The 21,166-nt window shown below is 65.8% G+C and carries 17 protein-coding genes; 12 read left to right on the forward strand and 5 right to left on the reverse strand.

Annotated features, from left to right (window positions below):
- Nucleotides 1-47 precede the first annotated feature (47 nt).
- Both JQ591_RS23450 and JQ591_RS23455 read right to left on the reverse strand, forming a co-directional pair.
- Nucleotides 48-1,241, reverse strand: a complete 1,194-nt coding sequence (locus JQ591_RS23450) for a CaiB/BaiF CoA transferase family protein (protein WP_211398339.1) — start codon at nucleotides 1,239-1,241, stop codon at nucleotides 48-50.
- Nucleotides 1,242-1,376: 135 nt separating this feature from the next.
- Nucleotides 1,377-1,691: a hypothetical protein gene (locus JQ591_RS23455; RefSeq protein WP_211398340.1), complete on the reverse strand. Its 315-nt coding sequence runs from the start codon at nucleotides 1,689-1,691 to the stop codon at nucleotides 1,377-1,379.
- Between the two features lie 203 nt (nucleotides 1,692-1,894).
- Between JQ591_RS23455 and JQ591_RS23460 the strand changes: the two genes are divergently transcribed.
- Nucleotides 1,895-4,924, forward strand: coding sequence for a M10 family metallopeptidase C-terminal domain-containing protein (locus JQ591_RS23460; RefSeq protein ID WP_211398341.1), 3,030 nt, complete (start codon nucleotides 1,895-1,897; stop codon nucleotides 4,922-4,924).
- 130 nt (nucleotides 4,925-5,054) lie between these two features.
- A complete protein-coding gene (locus JQ591_RS23465; protein ID WP_249137514.1) occupies nucleotides 5,055-5,546 on the forward strand; it encodes a tetratricopeptide repeat protein in 492 nt (163 codons plus the stop codon).
- A 236-nt stretch (nucleotides 5,547-5,782) separates the two neighbouring features.
- Here JQ591_RS23465 and JQ591_RS23470 read toward each other — a convergent pair whose 3' ends face one another.
- Nucleotides 5,783-6,379: a prepilin peptidase gene (locus JQ591_RS23470; protein WP_211398342.1), complete on the reverse strand. Its 597-nt coding sequence runs from the start codon at nucleotides 6,377-6,379 to the stop codon at nucleotides 5,783-5,785.
- Between the two features lie 4 nt (nucleotides 6,380-6,383).
- Nucleotides 6,384-8,759: a type II secretion system secretin GspD gene (gene gspD, locus JQ591_RS23475; RefSeq protein WP_211398343.1), complete on the reverse strand. Its 2,376-nt coding sequence runs from the start codon at nucleotides 8,757-8,759 to the stop codon at nucleotides 6,384-6,386.
- Between the two features lie 138 nt (nucleotides 8,760-8,897).
- Between gspD and JQ591_RS23480 the strand changes: the two genes are divergently transcribed.
- The 9 genes from JQ591_RS23480 to gspM all read left to right on the forward strand — a co-directional run bounded on the left by JQ591_RS23480 (nucleotide 8,898) and on the right by gspM (nucleotide 16,421).
- Nucleotides 8,898-10,598: a GspE/PulE family protein gene (locus tag JQ591_RS23480; protein WP_249137520.1), complete on the forward strand. Its 1,701-nt coding sequence runs from the start codon at nucleotides 8,898-8,900 to the stop codon at nucleotides 10,596-10,598.
- Nucleotides 10,599-10,603: 5 nt separating this feature from the next.
- Entirely contained in the window at nucleotides 10,604-11,815 is a 1,212-nt protein-coding gene (locus JQ591_RS23485; RefSeq protein ID WP_211398345.1) for a type II secretion system F family protein, read from the forward strand.
- Between the two features lie 64 nt (nucleotides 11,816-11,879).
- Complete coding sequence (gspG, locus tag JQ591_RS23490; protein ID WP_211398346.1) at nucleotides 11,880-12,335, forward strand: type II secretion system major pseudopilin GspG; 456 nt, start codon at nucleotides 11,880-11,882, stop codon at nucleotides 12,333-12,335.
- A complete protein-coding gene (locus JQ591_RS23495; protein WP_211398347.1) occupies nucleotides 12,298-12,792 on the forward strand; it encodes a prepilin-type N-terminal cleavage/methylation domain-containing protein in 495 nt (164 codons plus the stop codon). The genes gspG and JQ591_RS23495 overlap by 38 nt, the downstream gene beginning before the upstream one ends.
- Complete coding sequence (locus JQ591_RS23500; RefSeq protein WP_211398348.1) at nucleotides 12,770-13,165, forward strand: PulJ/GspJ family protein; 396 nt, start codon at nucleotides 12,770-12,772, stop codon at nucleotides 13,163-13,165. Before JQ591_RS23495 ends, JQ591_RS23500 begins: the two co-directional genes overlap by 23 nt.
- The gene (locus JQ591_RS23505) at nucleotides 13,162-13,881 is read left to right on the forward strand and encodes a general secretion pathway protein GspJ (RefSeq protein ID WP_249137521.1); all 720 of its coding nucleotides are present in this window, start codon (nucleotides 13,162-13,164) and stop codon (nucleotides 13,879-13,881) included. The genes JQ591_RS23500 and JQ591_RS23505 overlap by 4 nt, the downstream gene beginning before the upstream one ends.
- Entirely contained in the window at nucleotides 13,878-14,792 is a 915-nt protein-coding gene (locus JQ591_RS23510; RefSeq protein WP_211398349.1) for a general secretion pathway protein GspK, read from the forward strand. The genes JQ591_RS23505 and JQ591_RS23510 overlap by 4 nt, the downstream gene beginning before the upstream one ends.
- A 1-nt stretch (nucleotide 14,793) precedes the next feature.
- A complete protein-coding gene (locus tag JQ591_RS23515) occupies nucleotides 14,794-15,831 on the forward strand; it encodes a PilN domain-containing protein (protein WP_211398350.1) in 1,038 nt (345 codons plus the stop codon).
- A gap of 8 nt (nucleotides 15,832-15,839) precedes the next feature.
- Nucleotides 15,840-16,421: a type II secretion system protein GspM gene (gene gspM, locus JQ591_RS23520; RefSeq protein ID WP_211398464.1), complete on the forward strand. Its 582-nt coding sequence runs from the start codon at nucleotides 15,840-15,842 to the stop codon at nucleotides 16,419-16,421.
- A 28-nt stretch (nucleotides 16,422-16,449) separates the two neighbouring features.
- Here gspM and JQ591_RS23525 read toward each other — a convergent pair whose 3' ends face one another.
- Nucleotides 16,450-20,058 (reverse strand): autotransporter domain-containing protein, encoded by a 3,609-nt coding sequence (locus JQ591_RS23525; RefSeq protein WP_211398351.1) that lies wholly within the window; start codon nucleotides 20,056-20,058, stop codon nucleotides 16,450-16,452.
- A 331-nt stretch (nucleotides 20,059-20,389) separates the two neighbouring features.
- Between JQ591_RS23525 and JQ591_RS23530 the strand changes: the two genes are divergently transcribed.
- The gene (locus tag JQ591_RS23530; protein ID WP_211398352.1) at nucleotides 20,390-21,070 is read left to right on the forward strand and encodes a hypothetical protein; all 681 of its coding nucleotides are present in this window, start codon (nucleotides 20,390-20,392) and stop codon (nucleotides 21,068-21,070) included.
- Nucleotides 21,071-21,166 lie beyond the last annotated feature (96 nt).

Below are 21,166 nucleotides of genomic sequence, written 5' to 3' on the forward strand. Positions count from 1 at the left end.
CCCGGCGAGCGCCGGGCTTTTTCATTGGCCGACCTCTAACGAAGCTCTCACACCACTTTGGCGTCCCTGAGCTTGGCAATCTCGTCCGCGCCGAAGCCGAACTCCTTCAGCACTTCGTCGGTCTGCTCGCCGAATTCTGGCGGCCGCGCCACCATCCTGCTCGGCGTGCGCGACAACGTCACGGGCTGGCCGACCAGGCGGATGTCGCGATCCTCGTCATTCGGCACCTCCTGCGCGATGCCGAGATGCTTGACCTGCTCGTCTTCGAACATCTGGTCGATGGCGTAGATCGGCCCGCAGGGCACGCCGGCCTCGTTGAGTTCATTGACCCAGGTCTCGGTGGACTTCGTCAAGGTACGCTTCTCGATCTCGGCATTGAGCGCGTCGCGGTTCTTGGAGCGGGCCGGCGCTGTCAGATAATCGGGGTGGCTATAGAGTTCCGGCGCGCCGATCGCCTGCGCGCAGCGCTCCCAGATCCGGCCGCCCGTGGTCGCGATGTTGATGTAGCCGTCCGAGGTCTTGAACACGCCGGTCGGAATGCTGGTCGGGTGGTTGTTGCCGGCCTGCTTTGCCACTTCCTTCTCCATCAGCCAGCGTGCGGCCTGGAAGTCGAGCATGAAGATCTGGGCCTGCAGCAGCGAGGTCTGCACCCACTGGCCCTTGCCCGAGACCTCGCGCTCCAGCAGCGCGGTGAGGATGCCCATGGCGCAGAACAGGCCGGCGGTGAGGTCGGCGACCGGAATGCCGACCCGCATCGGGCCTTCGCCCGGCGCGCCGGTGATTGACATCAGCCCGCCCATGCCTTGCGCGATCTGATCGAAGCCCGGCCGCTTGTGGTAGGGCCCGTCCTGGCCGAAGCCGGAGATGCTGCCGTAGACGATGCGCGGATTGATCTTGGCGAGGCCCTCATAGTCGATACCAAGCTTCTTCTTCACGTCGGGGCGGAAGTTCTCCACCACAACGTCGGCCTTGGCGGCGAGGCGCTTGAACACGGCGAGTCCGCGCTCGTCCTTCAGGTTCAGCGTCATCGCCCGCTTGTTGCGATGCAAATTCTGGAAGTCGGAGCCCCGCCGCGGCCCACCTGGCTGCTCGCCGCCGGCATCCTCGGTGAGCGCGTCGATCTTGATCACGTTGGCGCCCCAGTCCGCGAGCTGCCGCACGCAGGTGGGCCCGGACCGGACGCGGGTCAGATCGAGCACGGTGAAGCGCGACAGGGCTTCCGAGGCATGCGGAAAGGGCATCTTGATGGGCTCCGGGACAGATTGCGGGCCTACCATAGTGCCGAAAGACCATGCGGCAAGACATCACGCGGCAGGTCTGGGCCGCGCGGATGCCGCCTGTCGAAATGCAATAGCTGAGGGGGCGCCCGCGAAGGATCAGCGCGCCAGCTGCTTCAGCTCGGCGCGCGCCTGCTCGGCCAGCGGGTCATCGCCGTGGCGCGCAATGAACAGCTCGAACGCCTCCCGCGTTCCCACGCGACGGGCGGATTCATACTCCTCCGCTACCGCAGCCGAGGGGTCGCGGGCCATTGGAACGGAGGGGGCGCGCCCCGCTGTGCCGCCTTGCTTGCCACTCTCATCCGCGTTGGCTTTCCCGACCATGACAGGCAGTCCTCCGAAGGGTAGATGGTCCGGCCCGACGAGCGCCACCAGGGCGCCGAACAGACCGGCCGAGAGTGGACGTAGTTTCATGACTTCGCTCGCAACATGCAGGTTGCCGGAACCGACATCCCTTGTTCTGGCCCGCCCGTATGACTACGGGATTTGATGGCTAACACGGCCTTATGGAAGGAGTCTGGACCGGCTCGCCAAAATTAAACCAAACGTTTAACTCTCAAGCTAGAATCACCTGTCGCGCCCCGAATCGAACGGGGTTTGCTGCTTCGGAGATTCCCTTGGCTACCGCCGTCAACGTCAGTGCGACCAACAACGCCGAAATCGACGGCCTGCTGTCGGGCTACAAATGGTCCGGCACGATCACCTACAGCTTTCCGGACGCTGCAAGCGACTACGCCAGTTCCTACAGCGGCGGCAGCGGTGAGCCGACGAGGTCGGGTTTTGCCTCGGCGCCGAGTCAGATGCAGGCGGCCATCAATTACGCGATCGGACTGATCGTCGGCTACACCAACGCCAGCATCCAGTACGCCGGGACGAACGGCGCCGACATCATGGTCGCGCAGTCGCCGGCCGCCAATCCGACGTCCTACGCCTATTACCCCGGCAACTACGCGGCCGGTGGCGACGTGTGGTTCGGAACCGGCTACAACTATTCGCTGGCAGCGCTCGGCAACTACTATTTCACGACTGCGTTGCACGAGCTCGGACACGCCCTTGGCCTGAAGCACAGTCAGGAAACGGGCGGCCCCGCCAATGTCGCGGTGCCGAGCGCGCACGACGACAGCGAATACACCGTCATGAGCTATCGCAGCTATGTCGGTGCTTCGACGACGAGCGGCTACACAAACGAAGCCTATGGGTATCCGCAGACCTATATGGCCAACGATATTCTCGCGCTGCAGACGATGTACGGCGCGAACTACACGACCCAGGGCGGGACCACCGTCTATACGTGGAGCCCGACCACCGGGCAGGAATTCATCAACGGCGCTGGCCAGCCGGCCGACAATGGCGGTGCCGGTGGCTCGGCCAATCGCATCTACGAGACAATCTGGGATGGTGGCGGCGTCGATACCTACGACCTGTCGAACTACACGACGAACCTGAGCATCAATCTCAATCCAGGTGCGTCGTCCGTATTCTCGTCGGTTCAACTGGCCAATCTCGGAAACGGCCATTACGCGTCGGGCAACGTCTACAATTCCTATCTCTACAACAACGACGCGCGTTCCTACATCGACAACGCCATCGGCGGCTCCGGCAACGACACGATCATCGGCAATGCCATCGCCAACGTACTGAACGGCGGCTCCGGCAACGATACGCTGACCGGCGGCGGCGGCAACGACACCATCACCGGCGGCTCGGGCACTGACACGGCGGTGTATTCGGGCAACAAGGCGAACTACGCGATAGCCTACAGCACGGTCACGCAGAGCTTTACTGTGGTTGACCAGCGATCCGGTTCTCCCGACGGAACTGACACCGTCAGCGGTGTCGAGTCTCTCCAGTTCGCTGATGGTGTGACGGCAAGCTCCGTCCTGATGGGGCCTCCTCGGCCCGATCTGTCCGAGTACATCGCCGTCAGCCAGAGTTCCGTTCCAGCCGGAGGTAACCTGACGGTTGACGCCTACAACATGAATCTGGGTGATGACGTGGCGGGGCCGTCCACCGCGCGGATCTATCTCTCCACCGACGCGACGATCACCACGTCGGATACCCTGCTCGCGACAGTGTCGACCTCGATGACCCTCGCGACGGTGAACCAGCCCGGCTACTACGACCATCAGACGATCCTGGTCGCGCTTCCCAGCAATTTGGCGCCTGGTACCTACTACATCGGTGGTATCGCCGACTACAACAACCAGCTTGGCGAGCGCGACGAGACCAATAACACCTATAACGTGGTGCAGATCACGGTGACGGCGGCAGGTCATCCTGACCTGTCCGAATATGTGGCAGTGGACAAGACGACGGTTGCCGCCGGCAGCGGCCTGACAGTCGATGCCTATAACATGAACCTCGGCAACGCCGTGGCCGGGCCCACGACGGCTGGAATCTATATTTCTACCGACGCAACAATCACGACGTCGGATACGCTGCTCACGACGATCGCGACGTCATCGACGCTGGCGACCGTCAGTCTGCCCGGCTACTACGATCATCAGGCGGTCGCTGTGACGCTGCCCGGTAGTCTTGCGCCCGGTACGTATTACATTGGGGGACTTTCCGACTACAACAATCTGCTCAGCGAGAGCAACGAGACCAACAACACCTACAACGTCGTTCAGGTCACGGTGACTGCGCCGGCGCAGCCTGATCTGTCCGAATATGTGACTGTGAACAAGACGACTGTTGCGGCCGGCGACAGTTTGACCGTCGACGCTTACAACATGAACCTCGGCAACGGAGTGGACGCGACCCCGACGACTGCCGGTATTTATATCTCGACCGACGCGACGATCACCACGTCGGACACGCTGCTTACAACATTGACGACATCGACCACGCTGGCAACGGTGAGCCAGCCTGGTTACTACGACCATCAGACGGTCACGGTAACGCTGCCCGGCAATCTGGCGCCAGGCACCTATTACGTCGGCGGCATTGGCGATTACGACAATCACCTGACCGAGAGCAACGAGACCAACAACACCTATAACGTTGTGCAGGTTACGGTGGCTCCGCCGCAGCAGGCCGATCTGTCCGAATACGTGGCAGTGAACAAGACGACCGTTTTGGCCGGCGACAGTTTGACGGTCGACGCTTACAACATGAACCTCGGCAACGGAGTGGACGCGACCCCGACGACTGCCGGTATTTATATCTCGACTGATGCGACGATCACGACGTCGGACACGCTGCTCACGACGATTTCGACGTCGACGACGCTGGCGACGGTGAGCGAACCCGGCTACTTCGATCACCAGACGGTCACGGTGACACTGCCGGGCAATCTGGCGCCGGGCACGTACTACATCGGCGGACTTGCCGACTACGACAATCACCTCGCCGAGAGCAGCGAGACCAACAACACCTACAATGTGGTGCAGGTCACGGTCGCCGCCGCGAGCAGTTCGTCGGCGGCGCAAGCGACACTGGCTTCGTCACCCGTCCAGGATAACTTTGTGCTGCTTCCCGCGACCTCTGCGCCATCATCTGGTGATGCGGTCGGGACGGATCATGCCCAAGCCGCAGAGTGGGCTTCGGCGTTTGCGGCCAAAGTCCAGGACTTGGCCGCGCACTCGGCACTCGAAAACTTCGGCGATCTCCCCCAGCACCATATGGGCGATTATCACCTGATCTGACCGATACGCGGTCGCACTGCAGCTCTGGATTCTCCGGTTTCCCTGCACTAGTCTGGCGGCCAGGTAGGAAGCGGGCGAGACCTTTGAGCGGAGGCTTCGCCCGGCGGTTTTGCGGGGACGGATGGGCGGTTTGACTCGACGAGGACTCTGGGTGTTGCCGGTGCTCGCGCTTGTGCTTGCTGTCCCGGTCCACGCCCAGTCGGTCCGCCAGGGCGTCTCAGCGTTCCAGCGCCAGGACTATGTGAAGGCCTCACGAATTTTCATTCCGCTGGCCGAGCATGGCAATGCGCCGGCACAGACCTATCTCGGCTTCCTGTTCGAGACCGGCCGCGGCGTGCCGCAGAACTACACCGAAGCCGCCATGTGGTACCGGCGGGCGGCGGAGCAGGGCGACAGCCGCGCCCAATATTCGCTGGGCCTGCTCTACGACCGCGGCCACGGCGTGCCGCAGGACATCGTCGAGGCCTCCAAATGGCTCAATCTGTCGACGGCTGCGGCGCCGCCGCCGGCGCGCGAGGCGCGGGCCAGAATCCGCGATGCCGTGACTTCGAAGATGACGCGCGGAGAGATCGCCCAGGCCCGCCTGCGGGCGCTCGAATGGGCGCCGAGCCGCGAGCATTGACCCTCGGCACCTCGGAAATGGCACGCGATCGACGCTCGGTGCCGGCGAGAGGCGGCTATCGCCATGATGACATCATGCCGGTGTTTTGCCCGACGAGTCAAAGGGCTTTGTAAAATCCGAAAGCGTTTGTGCTGGCCGCCAAGTCATTGATAAAGCTGACCCCGTCTACTGTGCATGGGGTTGTTTTCGCGTTTTTTTGGCGGGGGCGCTTCGGAATGAGGATGGACCGGATCATCCTAGCCCGGCCAGCCGCCAAGCCATCTGGTGTACCAGTTCTCGCCCAACCAGCCGATCCAGATCGCCGGCGCCAGGAATAGTCCGAACGGCAGGAATGCCGTGGCGCGGAGCCGCTCTCGTCGCAGCGCGGCATTGGCGACATAGGCGCCGATCGCGAGCAGCGCCGCAAGCTCGATCACCGCGGCCACCGTCGCGAGATCGAGCCAGGCGCCGCAGACCGCGGCGAGCTTGACGTCGCCGAGCCCGAGCCCGTCACGGCCGCGCCAGCGCCGGTAGAGCAGCATCAGCAGCAGGAGCGGGAGCGCGACAGAACCGGCGCGCACGACCGCCCAGAGCAGGGCCTCGGCGCCCGTCTCCGGTGCGAAGGCGCCGGCGCGGAGCAAGGCGAGCGCGAAGGCCGCGCCCGTCAGCTCGTTCGGAATGAGGTAGTGGCGGGCATCGTTCGCAGCGACCGCGACCATCAGGACGGCCAGAAACGCACCGTACAGGCCTTCCGCGCCTGGTGCGGTGACCAGGCTTGCGAGCACGCCCAGCACCAGCGCGCCGCTGAGCGCGAGCGCAGGGCCCGGCCCGTCATTCGCGGCCCGATCCGTCACGCCGTCAGCGCGCCGCCTTGGGCGGGCTCACGGTGACCACGGGATTGCTGGTGCCGACCAGGCGGCTGTTCATCTTGCTGCGCATCTCCTCGGCGATGACATGCGCATCGACGCCGTCCTTGATGACGGTCGGGCGAATGAACAGGATCAGCTCGGTGCGGGCGCGCGTGCTGCCCTGGTGCGAGAAGGCGTCGCCTACGCCGGGAATGGAATCGAGGATCGGAATGCCCTGGCGCTGCCTGTTCTCGGTCTCGCTGATCAGGCCGGCGAGCAGCACGGTCTGGCCGCTCGTTACCGCGATCGAACTCTTAACCTTGCGCTGCGAGATCGTCGGCGTCAGCGAGCCGGAGCTGCCGGCGGCGACGCTCGAGATCTCCTGCTCGATGTCGAGCACGACATTGCCGTTGGCGTTGGCGCGCGGGAGCACGCGCAGGATGATGCCGGTGTTCTTGTAGTCGATGGTGTTGACGACGGTGTTGTTGGCGGTCAGCACCGTCGCGGTGCCGGTCGAGAACGGAACCTGGTCGCCGACCTGGAGGGTCGCCGCCTGGTTGTCCAGCACGACCAGCGACGGGTTCGACAACACCTTGACGTTGGTGACGCCGTGCAGCGCGTCGAGAATGACGCGCGGCGAGTTCTCCGAGCCGATCAGAAAGTTGAAGCCCGGCAGCACGCGTCCGAGCAGTGCGCCCGCCGCCGCGTTGACGGCGTTGCTCGTCCCCTCGACGCTGCCGACCGCGCTCGAATTGCTGACACCGGAGATGGTGTTGGAGATCGATCCCTGCTTGCTGGCGATGAAGAACTGGACGCCGTAGTTCAGCGCGTCGTTCAGCGTGACCTCGGCAATCGTCGCTTCGATCGCGATCTGGCGCTGCGGCCGGTCGATCTGCCGGATCGTCTGCTCGACGACGCGTTGCGCGTCCGCGTTGGCATAGACCAGCACCGCGTTGTTGGTGACGTCGGCGGTGATCCGCACGTTCTGGAGGATCGCGTTGTTGGAGGCTTTCGCGCCCGAGCCGAGCAGCGAGCCGGAGCCGTTGTCCTGGCCGGGCAAGCCGGCCGCCGCGGGGGCGGGACGGGCGCCCAGCGACGAGCCGGGAGCACCGGTGACCGGGGTTGCGGCGCCCGCGGCTGCGGTCGGAAGTGCGCTGAGCGAGGCGATCGGATTGGTTCCTGACGAGGACGTCGCGATGCCCGAGCCGGGCGAAATCTGGCTGGCGGAATTGTCGAGCGAGGAGCTGCCGCTTGCGCCCTGGCTGAACAGGATCTCGTTCAACAGCGCCACCACCGCTTTGGAATTGCCATAGCGCAGCGGGTAGGATTTCAGGTTCAGGCCATCGGTGTCGGAGCGGTCGAGCCGCGCGATCCACGTCTGCGCGCGCTTGAGATATTCCGGCTTCTGGCTGACGACCAGGATCGAGTTGAGGCGGCCGATCGGCTGGAATTTCACCACGCTCTGGCTCAGGCCGCCTTCGCCCGAATCCATGATCTTTTCCATCTCGGAGATGAGCGGCTCCGGCGTGGAGTTGCGTACCGGGAAGATGCCGACCGATTGTCCGCGCATCCAGTCGGCGTCGAAGGAGAGGATGGTGTCGACCGCGGTCGCCCGGTCGGTGCCGCTGCCGCTGACGATCAGGGTGTTGCGGGCACTGTCGGGGCGCATGGTCGAGGCCTTCACGCCGAAGGCATCGAGCAGCTTGAAGATGTTCTGGGCCGAGACATAGCGCAGCGGCACCACCGTAATGCCCTGGCCGGCCGCGGCGTTGGCGGAGCGATCGATGCCGCCGGGACCGGCTTCCGGTGCCGGCAGCAGGCGGTAACCGGTGCGGTCGCGCACCAGCGCCACGCCGGACATGCGCAGCGCGTTCTCCAGCACGTAGATCGCGTCTGCCTTGGGGACCGGACGCACCGAGGCGAGCGTGACGGTGCCCTGCACGCGGGGGTCGATGGTGTAGCCGACGTTAAGTACGTCACCAAGGATGACCTTTGCGACGGTGGCGACCGGCGCGTTCTCGAAATTGAGGTCGTAGCCGCTGCCGCCGGAATCATCGCGCTCGGCAATCGCGCCGCTTTGCGGCGTTGCACCATCGCTGAGGTAAATCGCGGGCCTCGACGCCTTGGCCTGCGCAATGCCGCTCGCCCCTGCATCCGCGGGTTGTCGCGGCTGAAGATCGAGGGAGCGGATCTTGTCGGCGATGTCCTGCGCGCGCGGGTCCTTGGGGTCCGCCTCTATCGACTGGTCGGCAGTGACGATGCAGGCCGTGAGCAGGAAGGCGGACGACAACAGAACTAGCGTTCCAGTCAACGCTGAGCGCGGGCGCAAAAGCGGCTGGACCACTTCAAACAAAATACGCCTACCAATACTAAGTGAAATAGGCATCCGATCCCCCTTGGTTCGGACGCGCAATAATTTGCGCCACGATTATGTTTTTGCTAAGAAATAAGTCAAGGGGAAAGGGCCTGCCTTGACCCGCCGAAGTTGTTGCATTCGGGTAACAAGGTCAACGCTGTGAATGCGATGCGCGACCGCTCCGCAGATAGCTTCCGGCAGCACCTCCTGGAAAAATACTCATTGCCGCCGCGGGCGCATGCCCATGCCCAATCTCATGTCGACAAATCAGCCAATCCTGCGATCACGCGGCCCTTGCGTGAATTGTGGGAGGCCACCGATCTTTCGGCAGCCGAATTCGCCGACGAAGTGTCCAATCATTTCGGCCTGCCGCGGCTGAGCCTTCCGCAGCTGCTCGCGGCCACGCCACGCCTCGACGGTTTTTCGCGCCGCTTTCTGCGCGAATCCACCATCTTCCCCTTCAGCGGGTCGAATGATTTCTTTCGGCTGGCCGTTGCCGACCCCTCCGACACGGCGGCCGTTCGCGCCGCCGAAATCGTGTTCGGAACACCGGTCGACGTCGTCGTGGCGTCATACGAGGACATCACGACGGTGCTCGATCAACGCGCCGAGGCCGACGACGCGAATGCCGATCGAGGCGGCAGGGGCGTGGCGCAGCAGTCCGACGACGACATCGAGAGCCTGCGCGATCTCGCCAGCGGCGCGCCGGTGGTGCGCGCGCTCAACGATCTTCTGGAGCGCGCGGTGGACCTGCGTGCCAGCGACATTCACGTCGAGCCGTTCCGCGCCGGACTCGCGGTGCGCATGCGCGTCGACGGTTTGCTGCGCGCGCTGCCGTCGCCGCACGGCATCCCGCCGCAGGCGCTGATCTCGCGCATCAAGATTCTCGCCAGCCTCAATATCGCCGAGCGACGTCTGCCGCAGGACGGCGCGGCGCGCGTGCGGGTCGGGCGAAGCGAGCTCGACGTCCGCGTCGCGACCATGCCGACGCAACATGGCGAGAGCGCCGTCATCCGTCTGTTGCCGCGTGACCGCGGCCTGCTGGAGATGAGCAAGCTCGGGCTCGCGGCGCGCGACGAGAGCGTGATGACGCGGTTGCTCGCGATGCCCCACGGCATGATCGTGGTCACCGGCCCGACCGGCAGCGGAAAGACCACGACGCTTGCGACGATGCTGTCGATCCTCAACGAGCCGACGCGCAAAATTCTTACCATCGAGGATCCCGTCGAGTACGAAATCGCCGGCATCAACCAGTCCCAGGTCAAGCCGTCGATCGGGCTGACGTTTGCCTCGGCGATGCGCGCCTTCGTGCGCCAGGATCCTGACGTGATCATGGTCGGCGAGGTCCGCGACGCCGAGACCGCGCATATCGCGATCCATGCGGCACTGACCGGCCATCTCGTGCTGACCACGCTGCACACCGAGACCGCGGCGGCTGCGGTGCCGCGCCTGATCGATCTCGGCATCGAGGGATTTTTGCTGCAGTCCACGCTGCGCGCCGTGGTGGCGCAACGCCTGGTGCGCGTGCTCTGTGACCGTTGCAAGGTGCCGCACGCGCTGACCGAGGCCGATCTCGCAAGGGACCCGCGCTTTGCCGTCATCGGTTTCAAGTGCGGCGAGGTCGTGCACGAGGCCGGCGGCTGCGAACGCTGCGGCGGCACCGGCTATCGCGGCCGTAACGGCGTGTTCGAGATCCTGGAAATGTCCGACGAGGTGCGCGCGCTGATCGGCCCGCAGACCGATTCCCACAGCATCGATGCCGCAGCGATGCGCGGCGGCATGACGACGATGCTGGAGGACGCGGTCGCCAAATGCCGGGCCGGGATGACGACCGTGCCCGAGGTCTTCCGCGTCACGACGGTGCGCTAGAAATCATGCCGAACTATCGCTACCGCGCGCTCAATGCCAACGGCGAACTGGTCTCCGGCGCCATCGCCGCGCCCGCGCCCGGCGACGTCGCGCAGCGGATCGAGCGGCTTGGCCTGGTGCTGGTCGACAACGTCACGGCGGAAGAGGGCGGTGCAACCGGCAGCGTGTTGAGCCTCTTCAACAGGCCGAGGCCGGAAGACGTCACCATCCTCACCCGCGATCTCGCGCTATTGCTGCGCGCCGGCGCCCGCATCAACGACGGATTGGAGCTGCTCGCGACCGATCCCGATCTCGGCCGACTGCGCCCGGTCGTTGCCGACATCCGATCGCGCGTCGTTTCGGGCGAGAGCTTTGCCGAGGCGCTGGCGCGCCACGAGGGGCTGTTTCCGCCGATGTATATCGCGCTGGTGCGGGTCGGCGAGGCCTCCGGCTCGCTGGATCAGGTTCTGGAGGTGCTGGCCGGCGAACGCGCGCGCAGCGAGGCCTTGCGGCGCCGGCTGTCGGATGCGATCCGCTATCCCCTGTTCGTGCTGGGCGCGGCGGGCTGCGTGCTGCTGTTCTTCCTCACCTTCGTGCTGCCGCAGTTCGCCAGCGTGTTGCAGGATTTCGGCGCCAAGGTCGATCCAATCGTCGGAATCTTCCTCAACATCTCGACTTTCCTGCGCGGCAATTCCGATGCGGTGCTGGGCGGACTCGCCGCTGCGATCGCTGTCGTTTGGCTCTTGCTCCGACAGGAGCGCTTCCGCCGCCGCCTCACCAATGCGATCACGCGGCTGCCAGCCATCCGCAACGTGATGAGCGCGTATCGCACCGCGCTGTTCTGCCGCAATCTCGGCCTGCTGCTCGGCAGCGGCGTCAATCTCACCATCACGATGCGCATCCTCATCGACATGATGGCGACAACCGGTCCGTCCGCGGTCTGGAGCGATGCGGCCGACCGCGTCCGCCATGGCTCGAAGCTCTCCGACGCGCTCGCCGAGACGGAGGCGCTGCCCGCGATGGCGGTGCGCATGCTCCGGCTCGGCGACGAGACCGGACAATTGCCGATGCTGTCCGGACGCGTCGCGGAATTCTACGAGGTCAAGTTGCAGCGCACGCTGGACCGCGCCGTCGGCATCGCCGGACCGGCGGCGATCATTGCGATCTCGCTGGTGGTCGGCGGCCTGATCACCTCGGTGATGACGGCGTTGATGTCGGTGAGCCAGATTGTCGGTTAGGCCGGATATTGTTGGGACGGATACTGTTAGGCCATATTTTGTTAGATAGCGGGAGAGGCTTCAAGTGACCAAACATCCATCGTTGAGGCGCGACCGGCGGCGCGGAGCCTGCGGGGAGGCGGGCTTCACCCTCGTCGAGATGCTGGTCGTCATCACCATCATCGGGATGATCATGGCGCTGGTCGGCCCGCGGGTCCTGAACTATCTCAGCGAGTCCAAGGCGAAGGCGGCGAAGATCCAGATCGAGAGTTTTTCCAGCGCGCTCGATCTCTATTATCTCGATCTCGGGCGCTATCCGACATCCAATGAAGGTCTCGCGGCGCTGGCCCGCAATACCAGCCAGGCCGGCTGGAACGGGCCTTATTTGCGCGGCGGCGTGGTGCCGAGCGATCCCTGGGGGCACATCTATGTCTATCGCTCGCCGGGCGCGAGCACGCCTTACGAGATCATCTCGCTCGGATCGGACGGTCAGGAAGGCGGCAGTGGAACGGCAGCCGACATTGTCAGCGGCGCGCGCTGAGGACATCTGCGATGCGCGCGGCTTCGCGCTGATCGAGATCCTGTGCGTGCTCGCGATCATCGGCCTGCTCGCGGCGATCATCCTGCCGGCAGTTCCGCGCACGACGACGCGTGCCAGGCTGGAGAGCTACGCTGTGGAGACCGCGGCACTGCTGAAAGCGGATCGCACCGCGGCACTGCGCCGGAAAGTGCGGGTCGCGACCCAGGTTGATGCGGAGGGGCGCTCGATCCGTTCCGGCGTCACCGGTCGGACAATCCGCCTGCCGGGCGACGTGGTCGTGCAGGCGATGCTGGCCTCGCGCTGTGCCGATCGCGCGACGGGGCGGTCGATCGATTTCTTTCCGTCGGGCATGTCGTGCGGCGGGGTAATCGCGCTGGCGCGCCCGGGCATGGGCTATGAGGTGCGCGTCAACTGGTTGACCGGAGGCGTCGAGATTGTCCCGCAGAAGGTGCTCTGACGCCGCCGGCTTTACCCTGATCGAGGCGCTGGTCGCGCTCGCGATTATCGCGGTCGTGCTCGGGACGATCGGCTCGGTCATTGCCACGACGGTGAAAGGCACGCGTGCGATCGACCAGCATCTGGCGCTATCAGGCACGGCCGAGACCCTGCTTGCGGACCTGCCCGCACGCTCCTTGCTGAGACCCGGCCGGCAGAGCGGCGAGCTGGCGGGCAGCCGCTGGCGCGTCGATGTCGCGCCGATGAACGTGGCGGGCGGCAATCCCGCCACCGATCGCTTCGTGCCGTTGGCCGTCAATCTGCGCCTCCAGCGCGCCGATGGCAGCGCGATCCAGATCACCACCGTGAAGCTGGTGCCGAGGACTTCTCAATGAAGAGCCTGGCAATGAAGCACCTGCGCCGCGCGTTGGCAGACGAAGCGGGTTTCACCCTGCTCGAAGTGTTGCTCGCGACGCTGCTGATGACCGTCATCCTGGCCGCGCTGGCGACCGTGACGGCGCAATGGCTGCCGAACTGGAATCGCGGCATCGCCCGTGTGCAGCAGGCCGAGCGTCTCGCAACCGGCCTCGATCGCATCGTCGCCGACCTGTCGGTCGCCGAGCAGATGACGGTCAACAGCGACGCCAGAGCGCCGCTGTTCGACGGCGCCGAATTGTCGGTGACCTTCCTGCGCACGGCGCTCGGCCCGAGCGCGCGTCCGGGGCTCGAATTCATCCGCCTGGTCGAGAAGGCCGACGCACTGGGGCTCGCGCTGGTGCGCGAGCGCGCGCCGTTCCAGCCGATGCCGACCGACGGACAGATCCGCTTCGTCGACCAGGTCGTGCTGATCCGCGCGCCGTTCCGCGTGAGCTTCACCTATGCCGGGCCGGATGGTCAGTGGCTGCCGACCTGGCGCGGCCAGGCACGGCTGCCGGATCGCATCCGCATCACGGTGCGCAACAGTGCCACCGGCCAGGTCCTCTCGGTCTCAGGCGCGGTGACCCCGCACATCACGGCCCCGGCCGAATGTGCGCGGGCGAAGAATCCGACGACCTGCGTGACGGCGCGCCCGCGGCCGCAACAGGCGGAGAAAGAGGAGCAGCAGCTGTGAGCGGAGCGAGGCACGACCGTGCGAGACTTGGTGACGACCGCGGCTTCATCGTCGTTGCGGTGCTCTGGATGCTGGCTGCGCTGGCTGCGCTGGCGCTGATCTACCTGACTTATGTCATCAACACCGCGGTCACGGTCGCCGTCAACGCCGACCGGTTGCAGGCGGATGCGCTGGTGAATGCCGGGCTCGAACTCGCCGCCTACCGGCTGACGGCGCGGGACGAGGCCACGCGTCCGACCAGCGGCACCTTCGATGCCCGCGTCGGCGCCGGACGTGTCAGCGTCACCTTCCGGTCGGAAGCCGCGCGCGTCGATCTCAACATGGCGCCGAAGCCGATGCTCGCAGGGCTGATGATGACGCTCGGCGTCCCGGCGGCGGACGCGCCCGTTTACGCCGACCGGATCCTCGCCTGGCGAACGTCGGCGGAGCCCGGCCAGGACAATCCGGAGGATTCCTACTACCGCACGCTCGGCGCGTCCTATCTACCTCGCCACGCGCCGTTTCCGCACAGCGACGAGCTCTGGCTGGTGCGCGGCATTCCGACCGCCGTCGTGGAACGCGCGCTGCCCTTCGTCACCGTGTTCAGCAACATGCGGGCCGTCAACGTGCTCGACGCTGCGCCGCAGGTAGTGGCGGCACTGCCGGGCATGACTCCCGCGATGCTGCAACAGGTGCTGCGCGACCGCGCCGATCCCAATGTCGACCCGCGATCCCTGGTCGGGCTCGCCGGCAGCACCAACGCGACGATCGAGGGCTCGAAGGCGTACCGGCTGACGGTCGCGGTCGAGGTACCTTCGCATCGGCGGATCTCGGCCGAGATCGTCATCCTGCTTCTCGAAAGCGGCGATGAGCCGTATCGTGTATTGTCGTGGCACAACGCCTATGACGGCTCCGCCGGAAAGCCTCTGTGAGATGAGCTCGCTCAATTCCCTTCGCGCCATCGTCGATGCATGGACCGGCACCGTGGCCGGCACGTTCGTTGCCGGCCTGGAGCGGATAGTATCGCCGCGCGTGGTGCGGCTGGTCGAGATCGAGAGCGGCGTGTTCGCGCTGGATGCAGCGAAGTCGGAGAACGCCCCGAAGGAAATCGCGTTCGAGGACGGCAAGTTCACTGGTACCGATCTCGCGCAGATCGTCCGCGGCAGCCGCATCGAGATCGTGCTGCGGCCGACACGTTTCCTGTTCCGTCCACTGGAGTTGCCGGCGCGCGCGGCCGATTTCCTGGACGGCATCGTGCGGGCGCAGATCGACCGGCTGACGCCCTGGAGCGCGAGCGAAGCCGTATTCGGTTGCAGCGTTCCAGTGGCGCATGGCAGCGAGAGCATCTCCACGGAGATCGCGGCGGCGCCGCGCAGGTTGGCGATGAGCTATGTCGAGGCGGTGTCGCCCTTCCATCCGACGGCGATCGCGATCGTGACGGAGGCGTCCGGGGGCGGGCGCATCAAGGTGTTCGAGCAAAGATCGCGCGGCACGATCGACCCTGTGCGGCTGGGCCGGACGTTGCAAGCCGTGCTGGCTCTCGCTGCGGTCGCGGCGGTGATCGGATCGGTCGCGGCAAGCTACCTGGCCGACAGCCTCAGCGCGCAGGAAAGCGAGCTCGAACGGCAGATCACCCAGCGTCGTGCCGCGCTTCGCGGCAACGACAGCGGCGAGCGCTCGCCGCTCGCGCTGCTCGAACGCCGCAAGCACGAGACGCCGGCGAGCGTGATCGTGCTGGAATCGCTGAGCCGGCTGTTGCCGGACCACACCTATGTCACCGAGCTGCATCTGGCTGGCAACAAGGTCCAGATCGGCGGCATCACCCGCGATGCGCCCTCGCTGATCCCGTTGATCGAGCAGTCCCAGCATTTCACTCGCGCGACCTTCTACGCCCCGACGACGCGTAGCCCATCCGATCCCGGCGAACGCTTCCACATCGAGGCGCAGATCGAACCGAGGAATGCGCCATGAACAAGATCGTGAGCAGCGCCAAGCTCGCAAACGGCAATGCGATTGGGCGGGCGCTCGTCGGCTCGCCCCTGATCGCGGTCACGCTCTATCTCGCGATCACGGGCGGGCTGTTGCTGATGGCGGGGCTGTCGATCGCCGACGTCATCGCCCACCGCCAGGCGCTGGCGCAGACCTCCGACCTGCTCGACCAGCTGCGCGGCCGTAAGGGCGGCGCCAAGAACGCCGCGGCTCTCTCGGCCGAGCATCCCGGCACGCCGTTTCTGGAAGGGCCGACCGTAACAGTCGCGGGCGCCAATCTGTTGCAGCGGGTTGCCGCCGCGGTCGCCGATGTCGGCGGCTCGGTCCAGTCCTCGCAGGTCGACGTCTCCGGCGCGCAGATCAAGGACGGCTTCGTCGGCCTCGTCGTCAGCTGCGAGCTGGAGCAGCCCGCGCTCCAAAGGCTGCTCTACGATCTCGAAGCCGGCATGCCGTTCTTGTTCGTCGAGCAGCTCGACGTCCAGGTGCCGCAGACCACGGCGCTGAGTGATGCCGGCACCGGCCGCGTCAGGGTGATTTTGGGCGTCTCCGGCCAATGGCAGGCGGGGAAGTAGCGCGGCCTCATCAACTCACGACGTCGACTCACCAAGTGTACTTGAACACGCCCTTGCCGGAATAGCTGGTGACGTTGCCGGAGAACTCGCCGTCGAAGGTGCCGGCGATCGAGAAGCCGCTCAGCCATTTCATCTCGGCGCTGGCGCTGACGAGCGCGGAGTCGGCGTCGACCCGGGCGCCGTTCACGACGAAGCTGGTGCCCGGCAGGGTCTGGAACAGCGCGGTGACGGCGCGGCTCGGATTGTAGTCGTGCGCCCAGGCGGCGCGGCCGCGCAGCGTCAGCACTCCGTTCTGCATCGCGTACGACTTGTCGGTGCGCAAGCCGAGTTCCGAGCGGGTGTCGGTCAGCGATTGCGAGGCATAGTTCAACGCGAACAGTCCGCCACCATTGAGGCTGACTTCCGAGTAGTTGGGCAGGTTGAAGTTCGTCACCTGCGCCGCCGCGTAAGGCGCGATGCCGACCCACGGCGTTGCGAAGCGGTAGCCGCCCTCGAAGCGGGCCGAGAAGGTGTCGGCCTTGAAGCGGCCCTGGAGCTGGTCGAAGCCGCCGGGCGCCACGGTGCGGTTGGTGGTGACGTCGTGCCAGCCATAGGCGAGCGCGGCCGAGACATAGGCCGGTCCGAAATTGTGCCGGCCATAGACGCCGGCCTGGAACATGTCGGCCGAGCCCGAGCCCATCGCGTTTGCGAGCGAGTAGTTTAGCCCGCCGCCGCCGAGCGCGAAGCCGACCAGCGTGTCCACCGAGATCCTGTAGTCAGCGCCGGCCGCGCCGCCCCAAGCGCGTGCGGTGAGGTCCTGCGAGCCGATCGCCGCATTGCCGCCGACTTGTGCCGAGCCGCCATAGCCGGCAGTCCAGAGGCTCCAGCGGCTGGCCGGCTGCGAGGAAAGCAGCGGCGCCTTGGTCGCCATCGCATAGGCCTCGCGCTCGCGCGCGTTGGCCAGGCGCATGGACGCATAGGCGGCCGCGTCGTCGCTCTCGGCGAATTGCGCGACGCTGCCCGCCTTGGCGAAACCGCCCGAGCGGCCGATGACGGTCGGGTCGAGCATCAAATTGAGGAACTGCCCGTCGGCGTTGATCGCGGACTGGATGATGCCGGTGCCGAGCTCGCCCGAGGCCGTCGTGAGCCCCGCCGGCGTCAACGCGGCGAAGGCTGCCGGAATGCCGCCGGTCGAGTTGAAGAAGTTGGTCAGTGTGTTCGCGACGTTCTGCTGATTGACGGTGAGCCCGCCGGCGCCGGGCGTGAAGTTGACGCCGATGTTGAGGAACACATTGTTGGTGTCGTAGCTCAGCGACGCGTTGATCGTCGGCATGTTGGAGACGACGGCTGCATTGAAGGTGGTGCCGCCGAAACCGCCGGTCGCCGACAGGATCGTGTACTGCTTCTTGATCGTGCCCGAGGCGAACATCGCGCTCACCGTCGCGTTGCCGAGCGTGGCGGCGCCGATGACATTGGCGAGGCCGGCATTGCTGGAGGAGACCTGCACGAGATAGGTCGAGGCCGCCGTGAAGCTCAGGGGGCCGTTGACCGTCAGTGGCGCGAACGGGTTCGTGCTGCTTCCGGGCGCGAGCGTGCCGCCATTGACCGCAACGCCGGCGACCGTGCCGCTGCCGGCGAGCGTGCCGCCGGTATTGACCGTGGTCGGGCTCAGGATCGAGCCGTCGACTACCAGCGTGCCGCCGTTTACGGTGGTGGGGCCGCTATAGGTGTTGGCGCCGGACAACGTCTGCGTGCCGCCGGTCAGCGTCAAGCCGCCGCCAGCGCCGCCGTCGGCGATGACACCGGCGAAGGTGCCGATGCCATTGGTGATCGTCAGCGTGTTGGCGCCGAGATTGACGTTACCTGCGCCCGCCAGCGACTTGACCGAGGTGCCGGCGCTCAGGGCCGAGATGTCGAGGATGCCGTTGGCGATGACGCTGCTCGAGGTCGCGATGCTGCCGTCGCTGCCGGCGGAGTTGATGAGATCCAGTTCGCCGCCGGTCGCGATGGTTGTCGTGCCGGTATAGGTGTTGGTGCCGTAGAGCTGCTGGATGGCGCCACTCGCGATCGCGAGATTGCCTGCGGCACCGCCGCCGATGCCGCCGTCCTGGATCACGCCGCCGAAGGCAGTGCCGCTGTTGCCCGTAATCGTCAGTGTCTTCGATCCCAGCGCGACGACGCCATTGGTGCCGAATGTGAACAGCTGCGTAACCGACGCGCCCGACGTGGTCTGGGAGATATCGAACGTCGCACCTGCGCCGGAGAACGCGATAAAGAGAGAACTTGCGATCGAGCCGCCGCCTTTCAGCGCCAGCGTCGCGCCCGCGTCGATCTGCGTGGCATTGCTATAGGTATTCACGCCCGAGAGCGTCTGCGTTCCGCCGAGAACCTCAAGTCCGCCTGTGCCCTGGATCACGCCTGCGAACTCGGTCGAGCCGTTGGCGATGACGAGCCCGTTGCCGCCCATGTTAACGACACCGGAGAAGCCGCTGGCAAGCGTCGTGATCAAGTTGAACGGAACCGAGGATGCCGAAATGTCCAGCGTCGCATCCACCGTGACGACGCTGGAGCTCGCGATGCTGCCGAAGCCCGAAATCGCCAGCGTCCCCGCCGAGATCGTCGTCGCGCCCGTGTAGGTGTTGGTGCCAGTCAACGTCATCGTGCCGGTGCCGACCTTGGTCAGTCCGCCGCCGGTGCCGGAGATCACGCCGTCGACCTGGGTCGAGGTGTTGAGGCTTCCGGTGGTGAGGGTGTTGGCGCCGAGCACGTAGTTGCCGGCGCCTTCGATCGAGCCCGCCGTCATGCCGGTGCTGGTCAGGCCCGACATGTCAAAGGTGCCGCCGGCATTGGTGATGAAGCGGGCATTGCCGCCGGTCGCGGTGCCGGTGAAATTCGTGGTAGCAAAATTGTTCGTGGTGATCGTGGAACTGCCGGCGGTCGAGGAACCATTGAAGCTCAGCGAACCGTCATTGCTGATCGACGCCGTGCCTGCCGTGGCGTTGCTGATGAATGCCAGGAAGCCGGTGGCGCTGTTGGTGATGGCAGAACCGCCTGCCGAACTCGAATCGTTGAAGTTCATCACCGCGGTGTTGGTGATCGTTGCGGTCCCGGCGTTGCTGCTGCCGTTGAACTCAACGTCGCCGTTGTTGGTGATGATCGCCGTGCCTGCAGTGCTGGTATCGTTGAAGATCATCGCGCTGCCGCCGCCGACGCTGAAGGTGACGACGTTGGTGCCGCCGCTCGCGCTGCTCGAATTCGTGAACGCCATGGTGGAGCCGACGTTGAACGTCTGGGTGTTGGTCGAATTGTTCGAGATGCCCGCGCCGTTCACCAGGAAGATATCGCTGGTCGTGATCGTGTAGGCCGGAGCGTCGGGCGAGGCGGTGAAGATCACGCTGCCGATATTGACGACGCCGCTGCTGGCGATGTTGGTGTCGGCCGACGTCGAAAAGGTCGCGATGCCGTCCGGCACGGTCGGAGTGGAGGTCCAGTTCGCCCCATCGGTCCACTCGCTGGTGCCGCCGACCCAGGTGCCGTCGACGGCATGCGCGGTGACGATGCCGAGCGCGGTGGTCGCCAGCAGGGTCGCCACGGAGTGGCGCACGACGGATCGCAGCCCGTATCCGATCCGCCCACCAGCCTTTGTCGGTCCAGCCATTCGGTCTTCTCAAAATCAGCAAAGAAATCATCGCAAACGTGCAACTGCGGCACGTGGCGGGCCCCGCGCCACGCCATGGTCTCACGGGGCTGCAGCGTGCCGCAATGAACGTGTATCCATCTGCGCCGGGTTCCCTCCTGTTCCGACTTGCATTTTCAGCTATCGTGGCCATCGGGCAACATATTCATGGATTGCAATATGTGCTGCTGGAATGGACGTGCCCGGAGGGTTTGGCAGGACGCGGTGGGTTGATGGCGCCCCCGATCGGAACTAGTTTGGCAGCGATGCCTCGCGGTTTTTTCGCGCGGCCGGTGGTCGCAGGGGAATGTCGATGGCCGGGTGGTTGAGACCGACAGGATTGGCCGTGCTATGCGCGGTTCTGGGCACCGCCGGAAGCATGGCCGCCACCTCGTCGCGCATCGACATGCTGCCCGACGATGCTGCGGGCAGCCCCGCCGACAATGTCGATGTCGGAACGATGCGGCCGATCGCACGGCCCGCGCAGCAGGCTCCCACCAAGCCCGTTCCTCGCGGCAATCCCCTGTGGTCGGTGCCGCTCTCGGCCCTGACCGCGACCCAGGAGCGCCCGATCTTCTCGGCGATGCGCCGGCCGCCGCCGCGCGCGGTCGCGGCATCGCCGGTCGAAGAGATTTCCGCACCGCCGCCCAAGTCGGTCGAGGCACCGCCGCCGCTATTGCTGGTCGGGGCCGTGGTGGGTGAGGGCGACGCCATCGCCATTCTCGTCAACCGCACCGATCAGAAGGTCGTGCGCCTGCGGCAGGGCGAATCGCTCGGCGGCTGGTCGCTGACCTCGGTGCAGCCGCGTGAGGTGACGTTCAAGCAGGGCGAGCGCAGCGAGGTCCTGGCGCTCCAGCGGCCGGACGCAGCCGCTCCCGCGGGCCCGCCCGCGGATGCCGGCGGCAGGCCGACGATGCCGGGCCCGGCCGATCCGGCGTTCTCGGCCTCCGCGCCGCGCTCCACGCCGAAGAACGGCGAGTCGGATGGGCTCTGAGCGTGCCTTCCCGGCAGCCGCAGACGTCCGTGATCTGCCCTGGCAAGCCTCGGGCTGAGCCCTGAAAGAACGGTCGAACGGGTCCGGCCGAGCCGG

The sequence above is a fragment of the Bradyrhizobium canariense genome (assembly GCF_018130465.1).
Classification (GTDB): Bacteria; Pseudomonadota; Alphaproteobacteria; order Rhizobiales; family Xanthobacteraceae; genus Bradyrhizobium; species Bradyrhizobium canariense_C.

Coding starts and splice junctions, on each gene's coding strand:
- JQ591_RS23515 (WP_211398350.1), top strand. CDS start 14,794: ATGAGCTCGCTCAATTCCCTTCGCGCCATCGTCGATGCATGGACCGGC.
- JQ591_RS23530 (WP_211398352.1), top strand. CDS start 20,390: ATGGCCGGGTGGTTGAGACCGACAGGATTGGCCGTGCTATGCGCGGTT.
- JQ591_RS23450 (WP_211398339.1), bottom strand. CDS start 1,241: ATGCCCTTTCCGCATGCCTCGGAAGCCCTGTCGCGCTTCACCGTGCTC.
- JQ591_RS23505 (WP_249137521.1), top strand. CDS start 13,162: ATGAAGAGCCTGGCAATGAAGCACCTGCGCCGCGCGTTGGCAGACGAA.
- JQ591_RS23485 (WP_211398345.1), top strand. CDS start 10,604: ATGCCGAACTATCGCTACCGCGCGCTCAATGCCAACGGCGAACTGGTC.
- gspD (WP_211398343.1), bottom strand. CDS start 8,759: ATGCCTATTTCACTTAGTATTGGTAGGCGTATTTTGTTTGAAGTGGTC.
- JQ591_RS23525 (WP_211398351.1), bottom strand. CDS start 20,058: ATGGCTGGACCGACAAAGGCTGGTGGGCGGATCGGATACGGGCTGCGA.
- JQ591_RS23480 (WP_249137520.1), top strand. CDS start 8,898: ATGCGCGACCGCTCCGCAGATAGCTTCCGGCAGCACCTCCTGGAAAAA.
- JQ591_RS23455 (WP_211398340.1), bottom strand. CDS start 1,691: ATGAAACTACGTCCACTCTCGGCCGGTCTGTTCGGCGCCCTGGTGGCG.